Origin of the sequence: Sphaerotilus sp. (assembly GCF_034519685.1) — a bacterium.
Taxonomy (GTDB): Bacteria; Pseudomonadota; Gammaproteobacteria; order Burkholderiales; family Burkholderiaceae_C; genus Sphaerotilus.
The window spans coordinates 1,720,087-1,742,937 of the sequence record NZ_JAXHOF010000006.1; the positions used below are offsets into that span (position 1 = coordinate 1,720,087).

Below are 22,851 nucleotides of genomic sequence, written 5' to 3' on the forward strand. Positions count from 1 at the left end.
CATTCGCCGCTGCGCAGCGGGTTTCAGCGCTCGACCGCGCCGAGATCACGTCCGACGCCGTGGACGGGGCGTGTCATGGGGCGTCGGTGGGCATCGAGCTGCCACAGCAGCGGGTGTGCCGAGACCGCTGGCAGCGCAGTGGCGGCCCGGTCGATCAGGGTCGAGCCCGCCAGCGGTTGCAGCGTCGTGGCGTCGACTGGCAGGTCGCCGCCGGTGATGAACTGGTGGGTGCCGCTGACCGAGCCACCGACGCGGTGCCAGATGTCGATGTCCTGCCAGCCCGAACTGATCCAGTTGACGCCCAGGTTCAGCACGCCCCCGCCCTCCCACGGCGGCGCCACTTCCTGGTTCATGCGCAGGTTGCGCTGGACCACGGACGGCGCGAAGTGGATGACGTTGTTCCAAGCCTCGACCCGCTCTTCGGTGGTCGAGATCTGGAACACCCAGGCCTGCGTGCCCTTGAGCAGCAGGGTGTTGTTCCAGAAATAGAGGGTGCCCTTGCGGAACAGCGGCTCGCCCCAGTTGGCTCCCGGTGCGCTGCCGAAGTGGTCGCCGCCGTAGTGGATGACGCTGCCGGTGTCGCCCGTCTTGACGATCTGGTTGCCGTAGACATGGGTTTCCCGGTAGGCCGGCAGTTTCAGTGCCACGCCGGGGAAGTCTTCCGCCTCGACCAGGTCGATCGCGTGGGCGCCTTCCTCGATGCGGTTGTAGCGGATGACGGTGCCGACCGAGCGGTCCTTGATGGCGTTGCCCGGTGCGCCAGGGCGCAAGGGCGCGAAGTCGTTGAACTCGACCACCGTGCCGACGCTCTGCAGATAGACGCTGTGTTCATGCCAGTCGCCCGCGATGCCGTGGCCGGCGAAGCGGTTGCCGGCGATGCGCAGGTGGCGCGTCACGGCGAACTCGCCATCCTCGGTCGACTTGCTGAAGATGCCCATCTGGCAGTCGGTGATCTCGTTGTCGGCGATGGTGATGTGCTGGCCGCGGTCGATCCAGATGCAGGCGCCGAAGGGGGCGTAGGCGCGCTCGACCCCGGCGGCCGTCCGGTAGCGGTAGCTCGGATGCCCGCGGGTGATCTTCAGCCCGTCGATCTGCAGGTGGCGCGGGTAGGCGGTCCAGGCGTCGGTGGCCAGCGTCTTGATGGCGATGACGGTGCGGTCCTGGTGGACATGGCTGTAGTAGGGGGTGTGGCTGTAGAGCGGGCCGAGCGTCGCGCGGGTGGTGGCGCCGCTGCCGTCGATGACCGGGCGCTCGCCGTTCGGCCCGCGCACGCCGCAGACACGGATCGGCGCTTCGGCCGTGCCCTGCCCGGCCAGCAGGAACTTGCTCCGGTAGGGGGTGTCGCGGTGGTGGATGCGCACGGTGTCGCCTGCGCGCAGCGACTCCCACGGGACCGCGTCCAGGCTGGCATAGGGCAGACCCGGGCCGACCGCATAGTCGGTGCCGCGGCCCGAGGCCACGCAGGGGCTGAGGCCGAGGGCGCTCGGGGTGGGCAGTGTCGCTGCCTGGCTGGGCACTGGCGGACGCACGGTCACGATCCGCGGCGCGGGGGCGGTCGTGGTGGTCGGGCGCACGGCGCCCGTGGTGGCGCGCACCCCTTGTGCCTGGCCGGTGCCCACCAGGAGCGTGGCACCGAGCAAGGCCGCGCCGTGGGCGAGGAAAACAGACCGGACGGGATGGTGGCAGGACATGAGACAACCTCCTGGGCCTGGTGTGGAGTCCACACGGTCCGGGCGCACATCGGAACTTGATGTGCTGTCGTCCGGACCTCGGCTCAGGGGCTATCGGCGGTGCCCGCGGGAACTGGAGGGGGTTCGCCGGCTATTTCTTGTTTCAGTTTCTTATTTCAGTTCGAAGGCACCCAGGTCCATCGCCCGACCGGTGCGGGTCCGGCGCACGATGCCCGCCGGTTCGGCGAACTGGTGGCCCACTGCGGGCAGGTCGTCTACGCTCTCGGCCAGGTCGGTGCCGGCAGCCCCGGCGCGCGGCCGGCCGTCGGGGCCGAGACCCGCCGCGGGCTGGCTCAGCAGCTTGCCCTTGATGGCGATCCTGACCAGCGAGGTCGGCCCGGCTTCGGCCCAGTCGCGGCTGATCCAGTTGGTGCCGTTGAACTCGATGGTCCCGGCTTCATGGCCGACGCGCATCTGCGTCGTGCCCTGGTTGACGAAGACATTGGCGCGGGCATCGACCTTGTGCTGCCCGGTCGGCATGTCGAACAGCGCCATGTACCAGGCCTGCGCCTGCGTGCTCGTGTGCAGCACGGTGTTGTTGTAGAAGTGCAGCGTGCCCTGGCGGAAATAGCGCTCGTCGTTGTCGCCACCCCAGTGGATCAGCTTCACCGACGACTGGCCCAGGTTGCGGAAGTCGTTGACGATCAGGTTGCCGTAGACCCAGGCATCCGGGTAGAGCGGATCCTTGAGCACCTGCCGCACCCCGCCTTCGATCTCGACCAGGTCGATGGCACGGGCCGAGGCGACGATGTGGTTGTAGCGCACGACGGTGGCGCTGGAGCGGTCCTTCATCGACGAGCCGCGGGCGCCCGGGATGAGCTGGCCGATGTGGTTGCCCTCGTAGAGCGCGCGGGCGGTCTGGATGTAGAGGTTGTGCTCGAACCAGCTGCCGACATTGCCGTTGTCCCAGATCCGGTTGTGGCGGATGAAGACACCGCGGCTGGCCTCGTCCTCGGACTTGCTGTTGACGAAGACGCCGTTGCCGTTGCGGGTGATCTCGCAGTTCTCGATCGTCAGGTCTTCGACGACGACGGCGTAGATGGCGGCCGCGCCGCCGACGTAGGTGCCGGTGCTGCCGTCCTGGGCGGTGTAGCGGTTGTCCTTGTGGGCGCCGGTGAGCTTGAGGTTGGCGATGCGGATGTGCTTCGGGCGGCTGCCCCAGGCCTGCTCGCGCGACTTGTAGAGGAAGATCAGCCCGTAGGGCTCGGTGTACTGCTTGTTGAAGAAACCCGCCGCCACGGCATCCCGGGCGGTGACGGCGTTCTGGCCGCTGATGACCGGGCGGTTGCACTTCGCGTCGGTCACGCCGTGGAGGACCACCGGCGCGTCGGCCGTGCCCTGGGCGCGCAGGCCGATCTTGGTGCGGTAGGGCTCGGCGCGGTGGTAGATGTTGACCACATCCCCGGCGCGCAGCGACAGCCAGGGCACATCCGTCAGCTCCGTGATCGGCTGGCCAGGGCCGACATGGTAGGTCGTGCCCGAGCCGGTCAGCGGTCTGGAGCAGCCATCTGCGCTGGCGGGCTCGACGGGCGCCGGAGGCCAGGGCGCAGGGCTTGCCGCCGGCACCGAAGCGGGGGAGTCACCCGGCTTGCCTGGGCTGGCTGGCGCCTCGGCTGCGGGCACACCGAGTTCTCCGAGGAACTGGCCCGACTCTGCGCTCGGGCCTCCCGAGGTCTGCACGCCGCTGTTCGATGTCGGCACGACGACCCGTTGCGCCTGCACGGGCGTGGCGGGCAGGCACAGGCCGACCAGCGAGGCGATCTGCAAGGCGAAGGCGGCTGGGCGAGGGGGTCTGGGATGGGGCATGGCGGGTTCTCCGATGGGCGAGCGGGCGGCTGCGCTAGCATGCCCGCCATTCTCGACTGCCCGATTCTCTCCATGTCCATGCGCCTGATGCACATTGTCGATTCGCTCGAATTCGGAGGCCTCGAACGGGTGGTCACCGACCTCGCCATCGAACAGAAGCGCCGCGGCGACCAGGTCTGCGTGTTCAGCCTGCTCCACACGGAAGGGCTGAAACCCGAACTCGAAGCCGCCGGCATCGAGGTCATCGTCGGCGGCAAGCGCGACGGGCTCGATCTGGCGCTGATCGGCCGGCTGCGCCGCGCCATCGCCGCGCGCCGCATCGAGGTGATCCACGCGCACAACTTCGTGCCCAACTACCACGCCGCCGCGGCCACCTGGGGCCAGTGGCGCCGGCCGACGCTGGTGTGCAGCCTGCACGACATGGGCCTGCGACTGGACCGCGAGCCGCGCCTGCGCCGCTTCTTCACCTGGTCGATCGGCCGCACGCAGGGTTTTGCGATGGTCGGCTCGCAGGTCCACGGCCGCTACGTGGGCAGCGGCATGGTGCCGGCGGCGCTGGCGACGACGGTGCTGAACGGCATCCCGGTCGACCGTTTTCGCTGGACGCCCGAGCGGCGGCGTGTGGCGCGCGAGCGGCTGGGGGTGCCGCAGGACGCGCTGCTGGTCGGCGCGGTCGGGCGACAGGTCGGGCTGAAGAACCACGCGCTGCTGATCGCGCTGATGCCAGCGTTGCTGCAGCACCACCCGTCGCTGCGGCTGGCGCTGGTCGGCAGCGGGCCGCTCGAAGCGGATCTGCGGGCGAAGGCGCAGGCCAGCGGGGTCGGCGACCGGATCCTGTTCACCGGGCAGCGCAAGGACGTGTCCGACCTGACGCCCGGCTTCGACATCTTCGCCATGCCGTCGCTGACCGAGGGCCTGTCGATCGCGCTGCTGGAGGCGGCAGCGACCCGGCTGGCGATCGTCGCCACGGCGGTGGGCGGCAATCCGGAGATCGTGCGCCACGGCGAGAGCGGGCTGCTGGTGCCGCCGGGCGAGGGCGGGCCGCTGCTGCAGGCGCTGGACACGCTGCTCGGGGACACGGCGCTGCGCGAGCGCATGGGGCAGGCGGCGTGCGACTGGGTGCGCGCCCACGGGTCGATCGACCACCTCGGCCGCACCTGCCAGCAGTTCTACGACACCGCCCGAAGCCGCTGATCTGGATCAAGTCCGGGCGATTTGCCTGCGATTTTGCTGGTGAGCCTGGGCGGCCCGTGTCTTGTTGCAAACGATTCTCGTTTAGGATGGGTGCATGACCTCCGCTCCCCTCCTCCTGTCCTTGCGCGACCTGCCCCGCCAGTCCAGCGCCCGCATCGCCGCCGTGGTGCCCCGCTCGGGCGATGACCGGGTGGCGCAGCGACTCGAAGAACTGGGGTTCGTGCCGGGTGAGCGGGTGCGGGTGATCGCCCACGGCCCGCTGGGCGCCGAGCCGATCGCCGTGCAGCTCGGCTTCACCCGGTTCGCGCTGCGGCGGGCAGAGGCGGAGCGCGTGATGCTGGAGGTCGCCTCGGTCGCACCGGGTGTCCGGGCATGAACACCGCGCTCGCCGTGACCCACCTGGCGCTGGTGGGCAACCCGAACTGCGGCAAGACCGCGCTGTTCAACCGCTTGACCGGCAGCCGCCAGAAGGTCGCCAACTACACCGGCGTCACGGTCGAGCGCAAGGAAGGGCGCTTCGCCGGGCCGTCCGGGCGCCGGTTCCGCCTGCTCGACCTGCCCGGCGCCTACAGCCTGCAGCCCAAGAGCCCGGACGAGGCGGTGACCCGCGCCGTCTGCCTGGGCGAACTGGCCAGCGAGCCGCTGCCGGACGTGCTGATCGCCGTGGTGTCCGCCACCAACCTGCGGCTGCACCTGCGCTTCGCGCTGGAGGTGCAGGCGCTGGGGCGGCCGATGGTGCTGGTGCTCAACATGATGGATGAGGCGCGCCGCCTGGGCATGCAGATCGACCGCGAGGCGCTGGCCCGCGAGCTGGGAGTGCCGGTGGTCGAGGCGATCGCCGTGCAGCACGACGGCGCGCAGGCGCTGGTCGACCTGCTGGACCGCGGCGTGCCGGTGCGGCCGACGGTCGCCACGCCCGGCGACCTGCACGCCGAGACTTCGCGCCTGCTCGCCCGGGCTGTCACCTTCAACGACACGGTCAGCCTGCGCGACGAGCGGCTGGACGCCGTGCTGCTGCACCCGGTCTGGGGGCCGCTGGTGCTGGCAGCGGTGCTGTTCCTGATGTTCCAGGCGGTGTTCTCGTGGGCGGGGCCGCTGATGGAGGGCATCAAGGCGGGCATGGATTGGCTCACGGGGCTGGTGAACGGCGTGCTGCCGGAGGGGCCGCTGCGCGGCCTGCTGACCGATGGCGTGATCGCCGGCGCGGGTGGCGTGCTGGTGTTCCTGCCGCAGATCCTGATCCTGTTCCTGTTCATCCTGGCGCTCGAAGAGTCGGGCTACCTGCCGCGCGCGGCCTTCCTGCTCGACCGGGTGATGGTCGGCGCGGGGCTGTCGGGGCGCTCGTTCATTCCGCTGCTGTCGAGCTTTGCCTGCGCAGTGCCGGGCATCATGGCCACGCGCAGCATCCAGCACCTGCGCGACCGCCTCATCACCATTCTGGTGGCGCCGCTGATGACTTGCTCGGCGCGGCTGCCGGTGTACGCGCTGCTGATCGGCGCCTTCATCCCCGACACGACCGTCGGCGGGGTGTTCAACCTGCAGGGGCTGGTGCTGTTCGCGCTGTACGTCGCGGGCATCGCCAGCGCGGTGGCGGTGTCGATGGTGCTCAAGCGGTGGTTCTCCGCGCAGCAGGACACCGAGCAGCCGCTGCTGCTGGAGCTGCCGGCCTACCGCCTGCCGAACCCGCGTGATCTGGCGATCGGCCTGCTGGAGCGGGCGCGCATCTTCATCCGCCGCGTCGGCACGATCATCCTGTCGCTGACCGTGCTGCTGTGGGGGCTGGGCAGCTTTCCCGCGCCGCCGGAGGGCGCCACGGGGGCGGCGATCTCCTACAGCTTCGCCGGCATGATCGGCCACGCGCTGGAGCTGGTGTTCGCGCCGCTCGGCTTCAACTGGCAGATCTGCATCGCGCTGGTGCCGGGCATGGCGGCGCGCGAGGTGGTCGTCGGTGCGCTGGCCACCGTCTATGCGCTGTCGGACACCAGCGAGGCCGCCACGCAGCAGCTTGCCGGCCTGATCGGCGCGCAGTGGGGGCTGCCGACGGCGCTGTCGCTGCTGGCGTGGTTCGTGTTCGCGCCGCAGTGCATCTCGACGCTGGCCGTCATCCGCCGCGAGACCAACTCGGCGCGCACGATGTGGCTGTCGGCCGCCTACCTGACCGCGCTGGCCTATGGCGCGGCGTTCCTGACCTTCCACATCGCCAAGGCCCTGACATGACGACGACGATCTACGCTGCCTTCGAAGCCACCGTGATCGCCGCGGCCTGCGGCTGGACGCTGTGGCACACCGCCACGCGGGTGCTCAAGCTGAAACTCGGGCGCCGCGCGGGGGCGGCGGCCTCGGCTGCAGGCGGATGCGGGGGCGGCTGTGGCGGATGCAGTGCTGGTGCCGGTGGCCCGGCTGCTGCCTGTGCCACACCCCGTTCGACGCTAGAATTTCACGCACCGCTTCCAAAGCCCGGACGCCTCCATGACCCACACTGACGAAGCCCTTGTCGAATCGGTACTGACGGAGTTCCGGCGTGAAATGCCCGATTCGGTCCGCTCGTTGTCACATCGCTTTGATACCGATGCAGCGGGGGAAGACGCCGTGTTCATTGTGCTGAACGTCGCGGATCAGCTCAAACCTTCCCGGCACGAGGTCCGGCATCTGGTCGATTTCAGCGACCGGATTCGCCAGCGTCTGCTGAGCCGACACATTCATGCCTGGCCCTATCTGTCGGTGGTGGATGCTGCATGACCGGGTTGGCCCGGGATCTGCTGGAGCAGGCGTCCTTTCTGTGTGGGCGTGAGCGCAAACGTCCCAAACAGGCGAGCCTGCGGCGAGCGGTGTCGTCCGCCTACTACGCACTCTTCCACTTGTTGATCGAGGCCTCCGTTGCGCATTTCGGCAGCCGCAGTCCGATGGCGTTGCGCAGGCTGATGGCACGGGCCTACTCGCATGGCGACATGCTGGCCGCTTGCAAGCACTTGGCACTGGGGACACCGCCCCCACACCTGTCGGCTTTGCTCGCGACGCCTGTAGAAGCGGATTTGCGCCTGATCGCGACAGCATTCGTTGAATTGCAGGACCAGCGGCACCGCGCGGACTACGATCTTTCCGCCGGTTTCACCCGCATTGGTGTGGACATGTTGATCACCAAGGTCGAGGACGCATTTCAAGCCTGGGAGCGTGTGGCCGGCACCCACAACGCCAAGGTATTTCTGTCAGCCCTTTTGCTGGGCAAAGCCTGGAAGCGCTGACAGGCCGGGGCTGGCTCAGCGTGGTGGCTGCGCCTTCAACCAGGCGTACGTCCGGCTGAGTCCTTCGGCGGTCGGCACGCGCTGCGTCCAGCCGATCTTCTTCAGCCCGTCGTTGCTGTAGCGGATCGGCGTGTACATCGACTTGACGACGTAAGGCGTGAAGACCGCGGGCATCTGGCCCTTGGACTTCTGGTTGTACGCGACCAGCTTCTTCGACAGCCACATGAACACGCCGAACGACAGCGGAATGACGCGCATCTTCTGCACGTGCTTCAGGTAGCCGTCGAGGTACTGGCGGCAGGTCGGGATGTTGTCGTCGGTGACGGCAAACGCGCTGCCACTCGGCGCATGCACCGCCGCCCGCGCCACCGCGTCCGCGCAGTTCTCGACATAGGTCAGCGGCAGCAGCGCGCCATTGCCCAGGCTCGCGAACAGCCCCATCGCCTTCAGCCCGACCCGCGGCGACAGCGCCCCGCCGCCGGGGCCGTAGATCACGCCGGGGCGCAGGATCACGGTCTCGAAGCCGTACTGCGCCGCGAACTCCATGAACATGTGTTCCTGGCGCGTCTTGGCGTAGCCGTAGGGGCCCTTGTCCACGCCGACCGGCTCGATCGGGGTGTCCTCGCCCAGCGTGTCGCCCGGCTTCATCCCGTCGGTCTTGTAGACCGCAAACGAGCTGATCAGCGTGATGCGCTGGATGCCGGTCTTGCCACACGCCTCGAAGACGTTGCGGCTGCCCATGACGGTGTTGGCGAACATGTCGGCCGCTGCGCCCTTCATGCCGGCCGCCGCGTGGATCACGCCGTCCACGCCCTGCAGCATCGCGTCGAACGAGCCGCGGGCGAGCAGGTTGGCGGCTGCCGTCTCGATCTGCGCCTGCGGAAACTCCTTCAGCAGCGATTCGATGAAGCCGGCTGGCGCCTTGTTGCGGAAATGCAGCCGCAAGTTGTTCTGGCCCTGCATCAGCAGGCTGCGGGCGATCTGCTTGCCGAGGAAACCGCCGGCGCCGGTGACGAGGATCTTCATGCGACCTCCTTCGCGTTCTGCTCGGCCATGCAGGCATCCACACCCACGACGATCTGGTCGATCACGCGGCACACGCGCAGGATCTGCTCGGGCGGGATCGGGTCCGGGCCCTTGCCTTCGACAGCGTCGTAGAAGCGGTCCAGCAGCACGCGCATGCACTGGAAGTAGTGGAACTCGTACTTGCGGAAGCGCGTGAGGTTGCGGCGACCGTTGGCGGCGAGCTGCCTGGCCTGCGTCCACGCCATGAACTGGCGGCCCAGCGCGCTCGGCGCCGACCAGCGCGAGGCCTGGATCAGCGTGCGCGCGGTGTAGTCGAGTTCGACCGAGTCGTTCGTGCCGACCACCTTCAGCGTGTGCGGCACCGGGCGGCCGTGGGCGCTGACGTTGCCGCTGACGGTGACGCCACCGCTGCGCAGCAGGAAGCGCAGCTCGTCCGGCATCGCGTCCACGATGGCCGAGCCGGTCGGACCGCGGCGGCGGAAGGCCAGCACGCGGGTGTCGATCTCGTCGCCGAGGAAGGGGATGACCTTGGCCAGCACGTGGTCGAGCACGTTGTGGAACAGCTTGCCCGGCAGGCGATGCACCCAGTGGCCCGGGTCGGTCATCACGGCCAGGCCGTAGTCGCCGGCGAGGTTGTAGCCGTAGCTGGTGTCGAGGTGGACGATCTCGCCGAGCGAGCCCTGCTGGACGAGTTCCTCCAGCTCCAGCCCCGGCGTCTCGTAGTTGTAGAGGTAGTTCACCCCCGCCTTGCGCCCGGCCTGCGCGGCCAGCGCCAGGATCTCGCGCGTCTGCGCGGCGGTCAGCGCAAACGGCTTTTCCATGAACACATGGCAGCCGGCGGCGAAGGCCATCTTCGCCAGGAAGAGGTGCGAGTCCGGCGGCGTGGCGATGTGGACGACGTCGAGCCGCTCCTTGGCGAACATCTCGGCCGCGTCGTCGTAGCGGCCGGGGATCTTCAGGCGCACGGCCAGTTGTTCCGCCATCAGTGGTTCGCGGTCGCACACGGCGACCACCTCGCCGCGCCCGATGGCGCGGATCTGTTCAACGTGGCCGTCAGCAATCTTGCCGCAGCCGATGATGCCTACCCGTAGCACGGTATGGACTCCTGGAAATGCAAACCTGGAAAAACAATCCTGCCAAGGCAGAAGCGCAGAAGCGCAGAAGCGGGCGGGTCAGCGCTGGGTGCGACCCCAACTGCCGGCGTAGCGGCCGGTCGCGAAGCGCCACGACGCCACGAGGAAGGCCCAGTTCAGCGCGAACAGGAAGGCCGCAAGCTTGACCAGCGTCGGCAGCTTCACCCCCCGGCTCGTCAGCCGCCAGCCGGCCCACGCCGCGCTGTAGGCCAGCGCTTGCGCTGCCGCGTAGAGCGCCCAGCCCGCCGAGCCCTGCAGCGCCGCCAGCGCCACGGACGCCGCCAGTGCCAGCAGCAGCAGGTGCGGCGCGGTCCAGCGCAGCACCTTGTGCGAGACATAGGCGAAGGCGGTGGCCAGCGACGTGCGTGTCAGGTACTGCGGGTGGCGGGCGAGCGCCTGGAAGTTGCCGATGCCGATGCGGATGCGGCGCTTGACCTCTTCGCCGATCTGCTCGGGTGTGTCTTCCTCGGCCCAGGCCTTCGGCTCGTAGACGAGGCGGTGCCCAGCGGCCGAGACGTTCATCGCCACACAGAAGTCGTCGCAGATCGTGTCTGGCCGCAGCGGCTGCCAGAGTTCGCGGCGGATGGCGTAGATCGCGCCGTTGGCCCCGAGCAGCGCGCCGATGCGGGCCTCGAAGAACTTCAGGAACTGCTCGATGCGCCAGTACAGGCTGTCCTGGTTGTCACCATCGTTGCCCATCAGGCGCAGCTCGCCCGTGACCCCGCCCACCTTCGGATCCTGGAAGCGCGTCACCAGCCGCTTCAGCGCACTGCGCTCGAAATAGGTGTTGGCGTCCGAGAAGACGACGATCGGCTCGACCGTGCGCGACACCAGGTCGTTGAGCACGCTGGCCTTGCCGCGGTTGACCTCGAAGGGCAAGGCGACGACACGTGGCTCGTCCTGGAACTGCGCCATCAGCGCGGCCGTGCGGTCGCGGCTGCCGTCGGAGCCGATGTAGGCGCGCAGGCGGTCGGCCGGGTAATCGAGCGCCAGCAGGTTCTCGATGCGCGCGACGATGTGCGTCTCTTCGTTGTACGCCGAGATCACCACGGCCACCGGCGGCCAGTCGGGATCCGTCTCGGCGTGGCCGGCGTCGATGCGGCGGTCGCCCTTGCGGAACACGAAGCCCACATCGCGCAGACCCTGGTTGATCGACCCGATGACAAACAGCACCACCGGGTAGAGCGCATAGGAGTAGAGGACCGCGATGACGCCCCCGATGGCGACGGCGGCCAGCAGCGTGTGCAGCACCGGGTCAGGCCTTCGTGGGGGTGGGGGTCGTGTCGCGGTAGCCGGGCCGCGGGATCACCAGATCGCGGTACTGGCCCGGCTCGCCTGGCAGGTTCTGCTCGGCGGCCTTGACGATGTTGTACATCTCGCGGGCGCTGACGTAATGCAGCTTCCAGTCCTTGCCATCGTTGTAGTGCGCGTGCAGGTGTTCGTAGCAACGGCGCATCGGCTCGCCCAGCAGCGTGTCCATGTCGCGCTCCTGCGTGCCGTGGGTGTGGATCTTGACGAAGACCCATTCCGGCTTGCCTTCGACGTGGATGCCGGTCTCGATCCAGGTGTCCACGCGGTCGGGTGTCGGGGGGCAGCTTGTGCGGATGTCGGAGTTCTCGATGCGCGGGATGATGCCGAACTTGCGGTCGCTCCACTTGAAGCCCAGCGGCCCCTGGATCAGCATCAGGTCGCCCGAGGGCTGGCCGCCCACCTTCACGCGCACGCCGGTGTCGTGCGACTTGCAGGCGTGCGGGTCGTCCTTGGCGTAGTAGATCTTGTTGATGGTCGAGGTCTGGCAGGGGTCCGGCGAAGCGGGGAAGGTGTAGTCGACGTAGCAGCCTTCCTCCCGCAGCACGATCAGCTCGTTGTCGACGCCGCAGCCGAAGCCGTGCGGGTGCGAGTTGTCGAGCGCCCAGTTGCCGTGGATGAAGGCCCAGCGCGGCTGTTTCGTCACCGGATCGACCGGCAGCGCATCGTGGCGATCGACCAGCAGCTGCGTGAAGCGGCGCAGCTTCTCGCGCAGGCCGGCTTCCGTGTCCTTGTCGTGGTGCAGGTGGATCTCGATCTCGCCCAGGCCCATGCGGCAGATCTCCACCAGCTGGTCGAGGTGCTCGGGGCGGTATTCTTCTTCAGGATAGAAGAAGCTGTGGATCGGGCCACGGCCATCGGCGTCCTTGAACGGCGCGCACAGGGCGGGATACTCCTGGCGCCAGCGGGCCACGCGCTTGCATTCGGTGGCGTAGTCGGGCTGCTTCCACATCGGCTCGTAGTGGTCGACGAAGCAGAACATCACGTGCTTCGTCACGCCGGCAGGGGCCGGAGCCCGCCAATCCTGCTTCAGGTAACTGGCCAGCCAGGTCTGGATGTTGCGCTGGCGGATGAACATCGCCACGATGCCGGCGATGGCCGCCAGCAGCATTAGAAGGACAAGCAGGACACTCATCGGAGCCTTTTGATTGGGTGAGAATCCGCGCCGGTGCCCAACGCACGAACGGATGGCGAATGTCCGGGAAAACCAGACCGGCCGAACTCTAGCATCGCCTGCGGGTCCGGGAAGACCCCCATTTGCTGAAGCTCATCCGCCGCGGCCGAAGCTGTGAGAAACCACAAAGGCCTTAACTGCGAATATTGTGAAAACCATCATCAGCAGGGTGCTCTTGACCCACTTGATGTCGTGTGTCCGGGCGTAGCTGGGTGAATCGCGGTCGGTCATGCCGGGAGACTGTGTGGCGCAGTACCAGGCGGACACGCACAGCGCCAGCAGGAAATACAGCACGGGCTGGTAGGTACGCGACAGGAACCAGGCGCACACCAGAAAACCGACCAGCGAATTGCGCAGAAGCTCCGCCATCTGCCGGTTGGGATTGCGGGTTGGCATGCAGTCGATGACGACGGACAGGCTCTTGTAGGTCAGCACAATCATGCCGATCCACAGGAAATAGCCGATCAAGCCCAGTTCGGCGAAACACAGCACGAAGGAATTGTGTGCCGTCAGGTGGTGGTGGTCGGTGAAATTGCCATATCCCGCACCGAATATCGGGCGCCATTTCAGCAGCTCCAGGCCCACGGACCAGGCCTCGATGCGTTCACCCGCGGATTGTTCCTGTGAGGAAAATCCGCGCCCGCCGACGGCGCTGACCGCGAGGAACGCCGTTCCGCCCAGTGCGCCCAGCACCGTCGTCCTGGTCGTGCCCAGCCAGTCGCGCACCACGAAGAACAGCAGCGACGCTGCCCCCAGCAAGGCCCCGCGCGACTGGCTCAGGTAGATCGCATAGCCCATCACCGACGCCGGCGCCAACACGTAGAGCAGATTGCGCAGCCATCTGCCCTTGTGCCAGAGCGCCCACAGCAGGGGCAGGCACATCACCAGCACCTGCGAGAAGTCGTTCGGATCGCTCAGGAAGCCCTGGCCACGCACCCGCCACAGGAACCAGCCGGTCTTGTCCTGGGCGGGGATGGCTTGCGCCGCGACTGCAGCGGAGATGCGTGTCGGGTCGATGTCATCCGCCAGCGGAGCGTTCTGGCGCAGAACCAGCTGTTCCGCGTAGCTGCCCGTGTGGAAGGCCTGGATGCCGAACAGTGCCGCCACCAGCATCGACAGCACGACGGCCGCGCAGGTCAACTTGAGCCGCTTCAGTGTCGTCACGTTCAGCGCCACCAGCACGAACAGCATCGACGAAGTGGAGAACTGGTTGATGGCCGTGAACGCCCCGCCGGCCCAGCCATTCAGCGCCACCGTCACGCCCAGGAACAGCATGAATGCGAACAGGAGCTTGAAGTCCGTGCCGCGGGCCGCGATTTCCTTGCGCGCCATCGCTCGGCCCGCTGCCAGCACGAATGCGATGGTCCAGAGCACCAGCATCGGGCGCAGTTCGGCCAGATCAGGGGCGAACAGCTCGATCGGCCTGAAAAAGCTCAGGAACACATACAGCAGGAAAACCGCGAAGCTCATTGTCGAAGACCGTTGTTCTTGCGCAAAGGCTCGATCGTACCGGCTTCTGCCGGTCCGGCATGTGACGCCCCGGCACGGACCCGCGGGTCGGCGGCACTGGAGGTCTTAAATTGGAATTAGTGGGTACCGCGTGCTGTTGCACAAACATCGCAGCACCGCTGTTCGGCGGATGGTGACAGCGAGTTACGCGCTTACCATCACGGGCCGCGTGCCGATGAGCGTACACGCGTGACCATGCAAACCCACTTCCTTCCATGAACAAGCCTGCAGTCCTTCCTCCCTTGCGCCGCGTGCTCTACCACCACCGCACCCAGGGCAAGGCCGTCGAAGGCGTCCACATCCGTGGCATCACCGACGCACTGCGCGCCGAGGGCGTGACCGTCGACATCATTTCGCTGCCGGGCGCCGACCCCTACGCCAGCCCCAAGGCACTCAGCCCGACCAAGCAGGCGCGCCCCTGGATGAAGTGGGTGACGAGCCTGCCGGAACCCCTGTTCGAGCTGGTCGAGCTGGGCTACAACCTGATGGCGGGTTTCCGCATCCGCGAGTACCTGAACGCCTACAAGGACGTGGACCTGATCTACGAGCGCTACTCGCTCTACATGTTCGTGGCCGTGATGATCGGCCGGGCGCGCAAGATTCCGGTGATCCTGGAGGTCAACGACTCGGCCACCGTCTACCGCGTGCGCCCGCTGTTCTTCCTGAAGCTGGCGACGATGATCGAGCGCTGGGTGTTCCGCCGGGCCAACGGGCTGGTGTTCGTGTCCGGTGCCTTCCGTGACCGGGTGACCAAGGCGCACGGCCACATCGCGCCCTCGCTGGTCTCGCACAACGCAGCCAACATCGACAAGTTCAGCTTCACACCCGCGCAGCGCGCCGAGACCCGCGCCAAATGGGGGCTGAAGGACGGCGAAGTGGTGTGCGGCTACCTGGGCGCCTTCGTGCCGTGGCATGCGATCGACCAGTTCGTCTACAAGATCGCCGACCGCCTGAAGGCCAATCCGCACCTGAAGCTGCTGCTGGTCGGCGACGGCGCGACCTTCCCGACCGTGCAGGACTTCGTGACGAAGAACGGCCTGGAGCAGCAGGTGATCCTGACCGGCCGCGTCTCGCACGACGAGGTGCCGGGTCTGCTGGCGGCGATGGACATGGCCGTGCTGCCGAGTGCGGGCGACTACACCTCGCCGGTCAAGCTGTTCGAGTTCATGGCCTGCGGCATCGCGCCGATCGCGCCGGACTTCATTCCCATCAAGGAAGTGGTCAAGGAAAACGAGACCGGCTGGCTGTTCAAGGCGGGCGATCTGGAAAGCGCGGTCGGCATGGTGCTGCAGCGCAGCCGCGACCTGCCCGCGCTGCAGCGGGTCGGCCAGGCCGCGCGCGCCTACATCGCCCGCGAGCGCCAGTGGCGCCACAACATCCTGGCGCTGGTCGACTTCCGCACCCAGGTCAAGGACAACTGAGGTGCGCCGGCGATGAAACTGCTGCTGTCCGACCTGCGGGCCAAGCAGGTGCTCTATGGCGAGGGCGGCCCGCCCGTCTCGCTGCTCAAGGTGGTGCTGGCCGACGGCACGCTGGCCAACGCGCTCTACCGGCTGCAGGCCTGGCTGGCGCGCCTCGGCCTGGCGCCGCTGGCATTGCTGCCGCACATCGTCAACAAGTGGCTCAACGGCTGCGTGATCGGGGTGAAGGCGCAGTTCGGACCGGGCTTCGTGCTGATCCATCCGGTGGGCGTGGTCATCAACTCCAGCGTGCGCGGCGGGCGCAATGTGTGGCTGGAGAGCGGCGTGGTCATCGGCGAGAACCGGGGCGCCTTTCCCCGGCTGGGCGACGACATCTTCGTCGGCTCGGGCGCGAAGATCATCGGTGGCGTGCAGGTGGGCGATGGCGTGCGCGTGGGGGCCAATGCCGTCGTGCTGAAGGACGTTCCGGCCGGTCACACGGCCTTGGGCATCCCGGCGCGCAACCGGCCGCCGCGCTAGTCGGCCGATCGGTGGGCGATTGCGTCAGGATTGCACGCATCCACAGACCCCCCGGATCTGCATCAACGCATTCCCTAGTGCGTACCGGCCGCTGCCGCGATAGTCTTGCCCTGTCGATCGATGGTTTCACGGCCTTGCTGGTCGGCGCATCAGAGCATTTGCCCCCTGGTTGGATCAACCCGGGGGCATTTTTTTTGCCGACTCCGGGCCGGTGCCCCCTGCCGTTTGATTCACCGCAACGTGCATCGGCCGTGCCGGCGTTGTGATGGTGGCCTGGTCCAGACAAAAGGAGCCGACCATGCATGCCCTTCAAGACTTTTTCTCGACCGACTATGGCCTCATGAGCGCCATCGGCCTAGCCATCACCATCGGCATGGGCGTCTTTTTCTACCGGTTCTTCATGCGCAACATCCGTGAAGACGCTGCGGCCGCAGAGCGCGCGGCGCGCGAGGGGCGGCCCGTCTGATCGGACGGCCGGCCGCTCAGAAGGCCGGTCAGAAGGCCGCCGGATCGCTGAACGTCAGCCACTGCCCGCTGGTCGGGTGCTCCAGCTGCAGTGCGCAGGCGTGCAGCAGCAGGCGGGTGGAGCCTTGCTGCCACACCGCCGGGGCATAGAGTTCGTCACCGACGATCGGGTGGCCGATCGACTGCAGGTGGACCCGCAGCTGGTGCGAGCGTCCGGTGACAGGCTCCAGCTCGACCCGCGTGGTCATGGTCTCGTGCCGTGACACGACCTGCCAGCGGGTGAGGGCTGGCTTGCCCAGTACATGGTCCACCATCTGGCGCGGCCGGTTCGGCCAGTCGCAGACCAGCGGCAGGTTCACTTCCCCGCGGTCTGCCTCGATCCATCCGGCCACCACGGCCGTGTAGCGCTTGGCGACCCGCCGCTCGGCGAACGCGGCGCTGAGCCTGCGCTGGGCCTCGGCGCCGCGGGCCATCAGCAGCAGTCCCGAGGTGGCCATGTCCAGCCGGTGCACCACCCGTGCCTCCGGCAGTCGCTGCTGGACCCGCGCCGAGACGCAGTCGGCCCGCTCCGGGCCGCGGCCCGGCACGGACAGCAACCCCGGCGGCTTGCGCACCACGATCAGCGCCTCGTCGACGTGGAGAAGGTCGATGTCGCCTGCGGCACCTGGATCGTCGGACGGAACATGCATGGCGGGATTGTCGCGTACACCCCGACACGGCAGGTTCATGGGCCAGGCGTCAGAATCCCTGTCCTGTTGCCACTGCCCGACCGCTCGCCATGCCGATGTTTCCTGTCGCCGATCTGTCCACCCTGCTGGCGTCCCTGGCGCGGCCGTCGTCGCTGGTCGAGCTGGGGGTGCTGGCCTCCGTGCTGCTGGTGACCTGGCTGATCGTGTGGGGGCTGCGGCGCGGTGTCCAGGAAGAGCCAGACCCGCGCTCGATCTGGTTCGGTGCCCATGTGGTCGATGGCGTGCTGTTTCCGGTGCTGGCCCTGGCGCTGGCCTATGCCAGCCGGCGGGTGCTGCTGGACCTGGGGCACCCGCTGGCCGTCTTCCGGGTGGCCATTCCGGTCTTGCTGTCGCTGGCGCTGATCCGGCTGAGCGTGCGGGTGCTGCGTCTGGCGTTTCCGGGGTCTGCGCTGGTGAAAGCGGCCGAGCGCACCATCTCGTGGTTCGCGTGGCTGGGCGTGGCGGCATGGGTGACGGGCGTGTTGCCCGCCGTGCTGGACGAACTCGACCAGATCCAGTGGAAGGTCGGTGCGCACCCGATCACCCTGCGCACGCTTCTGGAGGGCGCGCTGTCGGCCGGCTTCGTGCTGATGGTGGCGCTGTGGATCTCTGCGGCGCTGGAGGCCCGACTGCTGGCTGGCGCGGTCGGTGCCCAGCTCTCGCTGCGCAAGGTGGCGGCCAATGCACTGCGGGCTGCACTGCTGACCATCGGGCTGCTGCTGGCGATGTCGGCGGTGGGGATCGACCTGACGGCCCTGTCGGTGCTCGGCGGTGCGCTGGGCGTGGGCATCGGCCTGGGCCTGCAGAAGCTCGCCGCCAACTACGTCAGCGGCTTCGTGATCCTCGCCGAGCGGGCGCTGCGGATCGGGGACATGGTCCGGGTGGCCGATTTCGAGGGCGTCATCACCGACATCACGACCCGCTACACCGTGATCCGTGCGCCGTCCGGCCGCGAGGCCATCGTGCCCAACGAGACCCTCATCACCACGACGGTGCAGACCCTGTCGATGACCGACCGGAATGTGCTCCTGAGCACCGTGGTCGGCGTCGACTACACCACCGACATTGCCGTGCTCAGTCCGCGCCTGGTGGCGACCATCGCAGCCATCCCCCGCGTGCTGGAGATGCCCGGGCCTGCGGTGCAGCTCTCGGCGTTCGGCGCAGACGGGCTGGAGCTGACCCTGCTGTTCTGGATCTCGGACCCGGAGAATGGCCAGGGCAATGTGCGCTCGGCTGTCAACCTGGCCGTGCTCGACCTGTTGCGGCGCGAAGGGATCTGCATTCCGTATCCGCAGAGGGTGGTCCACTGGCCGGAGGGGCGCGATGCGCAGGCCGTTCCGGCGGCGGCGACTACGGGGCTTTCAGCGGGATCTGCACGGTGAACTGGCTCCCCTGACCCGGGCTGGTGCTCACGGTGACCCGTCCGCCCAGCACCTGGGTGCAGAAGTGGTGGCACAGGTGCAGCCCGATGCCGGTGCCGCCACGGCCGCGCCGGGTGGTGAAGAAGGGGTCGAAGATGCGGGGCAGCACGGCCGCATCGATGCCGCAGCCGTTGTCGCTGACGACAATGTGGAGCAGGCCGCTGTGGGGGTCCAGCTGGCTGCTGACACGAATTTCGGCGGGCACGGTGCGCTCTGGCGATGCACCATCCGGGTCGAAGGCGTGCAGCTGTGCATTGCCGACCAGGTTCTCGACCACCTGCCCCAGTGGTCCGGGGTAGCTGTCGAGGAACAGGCCGGCCGCCGAGTCGATGTGCAGCGGGATCTGGGGTGCCAGCTGGCGCGCCGCGAGCAGGCGCTGCACATCGCTCAGCACGTCGTCGAGCGCGAACACCCGGCGCTCCACCGTGCCCCGGTCCACGGCCAGCTGCTTGAACAGGCGGATCACCTGACCGGCCCGGCCCAGGCTGTGGTCGACGATGTCCAGCCCGGCGCGCTGGTTGTCGAGCACGGCGCGCACCTGTGCCGCGCTGAGGGTGCCGTTGTTCGCGCTCTGCAGGGCGTCGTCCAGCCGTCGGGTCATCGTCGAGGCGGTGACCTTGGCACTGCCCAGCGGCGTGTTCAGCTCATGCGCCACACCGGCCACCAACAGACCCAGCGAGGCCAGCTTTTCCGCCTGCACCAGCTCGGCCTGGAGGTGCTGCAGGCGCTCCAGCGAGGCTTCCGACTCGGCCTTGGCCGCCGCCAGTGCCTGGTGGTTGGTCTGCAGATCGGCCAGCAGACGCTCGCGTTCGCACTCGATCTGGCGCCGGCGCCAGGTGGCCCAGGCCGCCAGCAGCAGCAGCAGCGCGCTGGTCCCGCCGCTCTGCCAGGCGCTGGTGCTGCGCAGATGGCCGACGGTGTCGGCCGGTACCTGGGCCATGAAGTACCAGGTGGCGGCGGCCAGCCGGCCCGGTCCGGGTTCGGTGGGCAGGAAGTCCTGGAAATGCCACATGCCCTCGGCGCCTTCGCGTCGGCCGCGGCCCTGTTCCTGCATCAGCTGCCAGAGCGCCGGATCGGTGTGGGGCAGTCCGGGGGTGACGGAGCCGGCTTCGACCAGCCGCCCGTCCGGCCCGAACAGCCGGATCGCCTCGATGCCGGCGGCCTCCAGCGCCTGGATCTGTGTCAGCAGCCGGCGCAGGTCGAGCGTGACGACCACCATGCCGCGCTGGCGCCCGCGGCCGTCGTAGACCGGAGAGGCCGCACGCAGGCGCACCGTGCCATCGCGGAAGTCCAGCGGCGTGAAGCGCGCTTCCGTGGGGAGCAGATCGGACAAGGTCTGCGCCCAGGGCTCGACGCCGCTGCGGCGCAGCCGCGCAGCCTCCACCAGCGTGGCGATGCCATCGGTGTTGTCGACACGGCTGCGTTCGCGACCGGTTTCGTCGACCCAGGCGATGCGGGCATACGGGCGGGAGGCGCGGGCGAAGGTGAGCAGCGCCGTGCCGGCCGCGCCCAGGTTGTCGGCGCTGATGGCCGAGGTCAGCGCCGGGTTCTGGCCGAGCACCAGCGCATCGCGCGAGAGGTTGGACAGCTCGCTGCCGGTGAGCGCGATGCTCTGCTCGATCAGCAGGCGCGCGGCATTGCGCAGCGGCGTCAGGCGCAGATCCAGCAGACGCAGATAGCCCAGCGCGCCGGCCAGGCACACGACGATCACCCAGGGCAGCAGGCGCAGGCCGAGCACCCGGACTTCGCGCCTCCACAGGGCGCTCGGCGCTGGCGCTGTCACGGGCGCAGCCGCAGGCAGGGGCGCGGCGTTCAATCGGCCGCAGTCGGCTGGAGGGGCAGGTGGCCGTGGCGGCGCAGCCAGTCCGGCAGCGCAGCCACCGGCATCGGCTCGCCGATGTGCCGCCCCTGGGCCGCCAGACAGCCGCTGCGTGCCAGCCACAGGCGCTGGGCTTCGGTCTCGACGCCTTCGGCCAGCGACTTCAGGCCGAGCTGGCGCGACAGCGTGACGATCATGTCGGGCAGGGTTTCATGGTCCGGGCGCTGGCCGATCTCGCCGAGGAAGGCCCGGTCGATCTTGACCCAGTCCAGATCGAAGCTGCGCAGCCGTGCCAGCGAGGAAAAACCGGTCCCGAAATCGTCCAGCGCCACTTCGAATCCGAACCGCCGCAGCCCGGTGAGCTGTGCGGCAGCGCCGTCCGGGTCGAGCATCACGGCGCTTTCGGTCACCTCCAGCTCGATGGCGTCGGGTGGCACGCCCTGTTCGGCGCACTGGCTGGCGATGTCCTGCGCCAGGTTCGGCGTGGCCAGCTGCAGCGCCGACAGGTTGACCGCGATGCGCAGGTGGCCCAGCCCGAGCGCCTCCAGCACCCGCCAGGCATGGCAGGACTGGCGCAGCACCTGCGTGAACAGCGCCGTGATGTGGCCGGAGGCCTCCGCCAGCGCGATGAAGGTGACGGGGGAGACCTCCTGCCCCCTGCGGTCCGTCCAGCGGGCCAGCGCTTCGAAGCCTTTCAGGCTGCCGTCGCGCAGCCAGACCTGGGGCTGCAGCGCAATGCGGATCTCGCCGGCCCGCAAGGCTTCATGCAGTGCCTGGCCGAGCCGGTAGTTGTCACGCGCGGCGGCCTCCATGCCGGGGCGGTAGGCGACTTCCTGGCCCCAGCCGCGCCGCTTGGCATCGTTGAGCAGGTAGCGCGCCGTGGACAGGATCTCTTCGGGCGAGCCCTGGAACAGCGCCAGATCGACCCGCGCCCCGCTCAGGTGCAGCACGGCCGAGAAATGCCCGTCGCTGACGGTGATGCCCTCGCTGCGGTGGCGGTGCAGCGGCGTGTCGAGCTTGTCGGGCGGCCCCAGCAGCGCGAAGGTGTCGTTGTCGACCCGTGCGACCAGCACCTCGGGCCCCGCCTGGTCCCGCAGCCGCTGCGCGAGTGCCTGCAGCAGCCGGTTGGTGGTCTCGAAGCCGAGCATCAGGTTGAGGTTGGAGAACTGGTCCACGTCCTCGAACTGCAGCACCATGGTCGACAGCCGCTCGCCCGCGGCGTGCATCATGCGCAGCAGGCCGTTGCGGTTGGGCAGCTCGGTCAGCGGATCTTCGTAGGCCAGCCGGTCCAGCTTGGCGATCAGCTCCAGCCGGTGCATCTGGGCCCCGACGTTGGCCACCAGCAGCTGCACCATCTCGGTCTCGTTGGGGGCGGGTGGCTGGCGCCGGGGCATCCACAGCGCAAACGCCGTGGCCAGATCCACCCCATGGCCCTGCACCGCGCTGACCACCGGGCGCAAGGCCGTGGACGGGTGCAGCGGCACGAGCAGGTCCAGCGCATGCTCGGCTGGCACGGGGGCGCCGAGCTGGTGGGTGAGCGCCAGCTCGATGCGCTGGACCTGCGCCGGATCGTTCAGCGCATCGAGCGGACGCCCCTGCAGTTCGGCGAAACGGCCGGTGGCCCCGATGACCAGCGGTGCCGTCGTGTGGGCAGGCCACATCGCCACCAGACCTGCGCCCGGCAGGCCGAGCAGGCGGGCCACGTCCTCCAGCAGGGTCTGGCTCAGGCGGGTCAGGTCCGGCACATGGCTGGCACTGTCGACCGCGGCGAGCAGGTGTTCGAGCTGGCGCCGGGTGTGCAGTGCCTCGCGGATGAACTGGTGGCTGCGCAGGTTGGCGTTGAGGATGGCCTCCAGCCGGTCACTGCCCAGGTCGGGCTTGTGCCAGTACTCGTTGATGTCGAGGTTGCGCATCACGTCGCGCATCGGCGCCAGGCCGGGCTGGCCGGTCAGCAGCACGATGCGGATGTCGCGCCGTCCCATGACCTCGCGCACATGCCGCACCAGCAGCAGACCGTCGTCGTCGTGCTCCATGACCACATCCAGCAGCAGCAGCGCGATGTCCGGGTGTGCCACCAGCAGCGCGCGGGCCTGCGCGGCACTGCCGGCCTGCAGCAGCGTGATGTCGCGTCCCTGGAAGCGGTAGCCCTCCAGCGCGAAGGCCATGGAGCGCCGGAAGACGGCGTCGTCGTCCACGGTCAGCACTTTCAGTCCGTCATCCTCTACCGCAGCGGCCGGCCGAGGCAAGGTCGAATCGGGCGGGGAAACAGGAAACGTCAATGTCAAGTGCGACTCCGGGCAAGGCCGCTGGTCTGGCAGCGCAGGCAGGGCCGTGTGCCCCTCCCGCGTGGAGTCTG

General features: G+C 68.5%; 19 protein-coding genes. 9 read left to right on the plus strand and 10 right to left on the minus strand.

All coding sequences use genetic code 11. The annotated features are described in order from the left end of the window. Positions 1–23: 23 nt before the first annotated feature. Together U5O44_RS18745 and U5O44_RS18750 are read right to left on the minus strand one after the other, a co-directional pair. Positions 24–1,691 (minus strand): right-handed parallel beta-helix repeat-containing protein, encoded by a 1,668-nt coding sequence (locus tag U5O44_RS18745; protein ID WP_322589917.1) that lies wholly within the window; start codon positions 1,689–1,691, stop codon positions 24–26. Positions 1,692–1,841: 150 nt separating this feature from the next. After that, positions 1,842–3,536 carry a right-handed parallel beta-helix repeat-containing protein gene (locus tag U5O44_RS18750; RefSeq protein ID WP_322589918.1) on the minus strand — a complete coding sequence of 565 codons (1,695 nt, stop codon included), beginning with the start codon at positions 3,534–3,536 and terminating at the stop codon, positions 1,842–1,844. 72 nt (positions 3,537–3,608) lie between these two features. On the opposite strand from U5O44_RS18750, the gene U5O44_RS18755 reads away from it, so the two are divergent. The 5 genes from U5O44_RS18755 to U5O44_RS18775 all read left to right on the plus strand — a co-directional run bounded on the left by U5O44_RS18755 (position 3,609) and on the right by U5O44_RS18775 (position 7,972). After that, positions 3,609–4,730 (plus strand): glycosyltransferase, encoded by a 1,122-nt coding sequence (locus U5O44_RS18755; protein WP_322589919.1) that lies wholly within the window; start codon positions 3,609–3,611, stop codon positions 4,728–4,730. A gap of 94 nt (positions 4,731–4,824) precedes the next feature. After that, on the plus strand, positions 4,825–5,106 hold the full coding sequence (locus U5O44_RS18760; RefSeq protein WP_322589920.1) for a FeoA family protein: 282 nt from the start codon (positions 4,825–4,827) through the stop codon (positions 5,104–5,106). Beyond that, complete coding sequence (feoB, locus tag U5O44_RS18765) at positions 5,103–6,947, plus strand: ferrous iron transporter B (protein ID WP_322589921.1); 1,845 nt, start codon at positions 5,103–5,105, stop codon at positions 6,945–6,947. Before U5O44_RS18760 ends, feoB begins: the two co-directional genes overlap by 4 nt. 252 nt (positions 6,948–7,199) lie before the next feature. Next, positions 7,200–7,469, plus strand: a complete 270-nt coding sequence (locus U5O44_RS18770; RefSeq protein ID WP_322589922.1) for a hypothetical protein — start codon at positions 7,200–7,202, stop codon at positions 7,467–7,469. After that, a complete protein-coding gene (locus U5O44_RS18775) occupies positions 7,466–7,972 on the plus strand; it encodes a hypothetical protein (RefSeq protein WP_322589923.1) in 507 nt (168 codons plus the stop codon). The genes U5O44_RS18770 and U5O44_RS18775 overlap by 4 nt, the downstream gene beginning before the upstream one ends. A 15-nt stretch (positions 7,973–7,987) precedes the next feature. Here the strand turns inward: U5O44_RS18775 and U5O44_RS18780 are convergent, their stop codons facing one another. From U5O44_RS18780 to U5O44_RS18800, 5 genes are all read right to left on the minus strand, one after another. Then, positions 7,988–8,998 carry an NAD-dependent epimerase/dehydratase family protein gene (locus tag U5O44_RS18780; protein WP_322589924.1) on the minus strand — a complete coding sequence of 337 codons (1,011 nt, stop codon included), beginning with the start codon at positions 8,996–8,998 and terminating at the stop codon, positions 7,988–7,990. Continuing rightward, the gene (locus U5O44_RS18785; RefSeq protein ID WP_322589925.1) at positions 8,995–10,092 is read right to left on the minus strand and encodes a Gfo/Idh/MocA family protein; all 1,098 of its coding nucleotides are present in this window, start codon (positions 10,090–10,092) and stop codon (positions 8,995–8,997) included. Before U5O44_RS18785 ends, U5O44_RS18780 begins: the two co-directional genes overlap by 4 nt. Before the next feature lie 78 nt (positions 10,093–10,170). Then, positions 10,171–11,382, minus strand: coding sequence for a glycosyltransferase family 2 protein (locus tag U5O44_RS18790; protein ID WP_322589926.1), 1,212 nt, complete (start codon positions 11,380–11,382; stop codon positions 10,171–10,173). Positions 11,383–11,386: 4 nt separating this feature from the next. Further along, complete coding sequence (locus U5O44_RS18795) at positions 11,387–12,574, minus strand: hypothetical protein (protein ID WP_322589927.1); 1,188 nt, start codon at positions 12,572–12,574, stop codon at positions 11,387–11,389. Between the two features lie 132 nt (positions 12,575–12,706). Then, complete coding sequence (locus tag U5O44_RS18800; RefSeq protein WP_322589928.1) at positions 12,707–14,083, minus strand: O-antigen ligase family protein; 1,377 nt, start codon at positions 14,081–14,083, stop codon at positions 12,707–12,709. Positions 14,084–14,337: 254 nt separating this feature from the next. Between U5O44_RS18800 and U5O44_RS18805 the strand changes: the two genes are divergently transcribed. From U5O44_RS18805 to U5O44_RS18815, 3 genes are all read left to right on the plus strand, one after another. Continuing rightward, positions 14,338–15,543 (plus strand): glycosyltransferase, encoded by a 1,206-nt coding sequence (locus U5O44_RS18805; RefSeq protein WP_322589929.1) that lies wholly within the window; start codon positions 14,338–14,340, stop codon positions 15,541–15,543. A gap of 12 nt (positions 15,544–15,555) precedes the next feature. Beyond that, positions 15,556–16,062 (plus strand): serine acetyltransferase, encoded by a 507-nt coding sequence (locus tag U5O44_RS23080; protein WP_416222197.1) that lies wholly within the window; start codon positions 15,556–15,558, stop codon positions 16,060–16,062. A 298-nt stretch (positions 16,063–16,360) separates the two neighbouring features. Next, complete coding sequence (locus U5O44_RS18815; protein ID WP_322589930.1) at positions 16,361–16,528, plus strand: DUF3149 domain-containing protein; 168 nt, start codon at positions 16,361–16,363, stop codon at positions 16,526–16,528. Positions 16,529–16,556: 28 nt separating this feature from the next. On the opposite strand, the gene U5O44_RS18820 is transcribed toward U5O44_RS18815, so the two are convergent. After that, on the minus strand, positions 16,557–17,216 hold the full coding sequence (locus U5O44_RS18820) for an RluA family pseudouridine synthase (protein ID WP_322589931.1): 660 nt from the start codon (positions 17,214–17,216) through the stop codon (positions 16,557–16,559). Positions 17,217–17,305: 89 nt separating this feature from the next. On the opposite strand from U5O44_RS18820, the gene U5O44_RS18825 reads away from it, so the two are divergent. Then, complete coding sequence (locus tag U5O44_RS18825; protein ID WP_322589932.1) at positions 17,306–18,637, plus strand: mechanosensitive ion channel family protein; 1,332 nt, start codon at positions 17,306–17,308, stop codon at positions 18,635–18,637. Here U5O44_RS18825 and U5O44_RS18830 read toward each other — a convergent pair. Continuing rightward, complete coding sequence (locus tag U5O44_RS18830; protein WP_322589933.1) at positions 18,606–20,459, minus strand: sensor histidine kinase; 1,854 nt, start codon at positions 20,457–20,459, stop codon at positions 18,606–18,608. The two genes, U5O44_RS18825 and U5O44_RS18830, sit on opposite strands and share 32 nt — an antisense overlap. A 29-nt stretch (positions 20,460–20,488) precedes the next feature. Continuing rightward, entirely contained in the window at positions 20,489–22,690 is a 2,202-nt protein-coding gene (locus U5O44_RS18835; RefSeq protein ID WP_322589934.1) for a GGDEF/EAL domain-containing response regulator, read from the minus strand. Positions 22,691–22,851 lie beyond the last annotated feature (161 nt).

Excerpts from the sequence above, each read along its gene's own strand:
- U5O44_RS18795 (WP_322589927.1), bottom strand. The coding sequence starts at position 12,574 with ATGAGTGTCCTGCTTGTCCTTCTAATGCTGCTGGCGGCCATCGCCGGC.
- U5O44_RS23080 (WP_416222197.1), top strand. The coding sequence starts at position 15,556 with ATGAAACTGCTGCTGTCCGACCTGCGGGCCAAGCAGGTGCTCTATGGC.
- U5O44_RS18800 (WP_322589928.1), bottom strand. The coding sequence starts at position 14,083 with ATGAGCTTCGCGGTTTTCCTGCTGTATGTGTTCCTGAGCTTTTTCAGG.
- U5O44_RS18775 (WP_322589923.1), top strand. The coding sequence starts at position 7,466 with ATGACCGGGTTGGCCCGGGATCTGCTGGAGCAGGCGTCCTTTCTGTGT.
- feoB (WP_322589921.1), top strand. The coding sequence starts at position 5,103 with ATGAACACCGCGCTCGCCGTGACCCACCTGGCGCTGGTGGGCAACCCG.
- U5O44_RS18815 (WP_322589930.1), top strand. The coding sequence starts at position 16,361 with ATGCATGCCCTTCAAGACTTTTTCTCGACCGACTATGGCCTCATGAGC.
- U5O44_RS18820 (WP_322589931.1), bottom strand. The coding sequence starts at position 17,216 with ATGCATGTTCCGTCCGACGATCCAGGTGCCGCAGGCGACATCGACCTT.
- U5O44_RS18760 (WP_322589920.1), top strand. The coding sequence starts at position 4,825 with ATGACCTCCGCTCCCCTCCTCCTGTCCTTGCGCGACCTGCCCCGCCAG.
- U5O44_RS18825 (WP_322589932.1), top strand. The coding sequence starts at position 17,306 with ATGCCGATGTTTCCTGTCGCCGATCTGTCCACCCTGCTGGCGTCCCTG.
- U5O44_RS18755 (WP_322589919.1), top strand. The coding sequence starts at position 3,609 with ATGTCCATGCGCCTGATGCACATTGTCGATTCGCTCGAATTCGGAGGC.
- U5O44_RS18750 (WP_322589918.1), bottom strand. The coding sequence starts at position 3,536 with ATGCCCCATCCCAGACCCCCTCGCCCAGCCGCCTTCGCCTTGCAGATC.
- U5O44_RS18780 (WP_322589924.1), bottom strand. The coding sequence starts at position 8,998 with ATGAAGATCCTCGTCACCGGCGCCGGCGGTTTCCTCGGCAAGCAGATC.
- U5O44_RS18745 (WP_322589917.1), bottom strand. The coding sequence starts at position 1,691 with ATGTCCTGCCACCATCCCGTCCGGTCTGTTTTCCTCGCCCACGGCGCG.
- U5O44_RS18770 (WP_322589922.1), top strand. The coding sequence starts at position 7,200 with ATGACCCACACTGACGAAGCCCTTGTCGAATCGGTACTGACGGAGTTC.
- U5O44_RS18805 (WP_322589929.1), top strand. The coding sequence starts at position 14,338 with ATGAACAAGCCTGCAGTCCTTCCTCCCTTGCGCCGCGTGCTCTACCAC.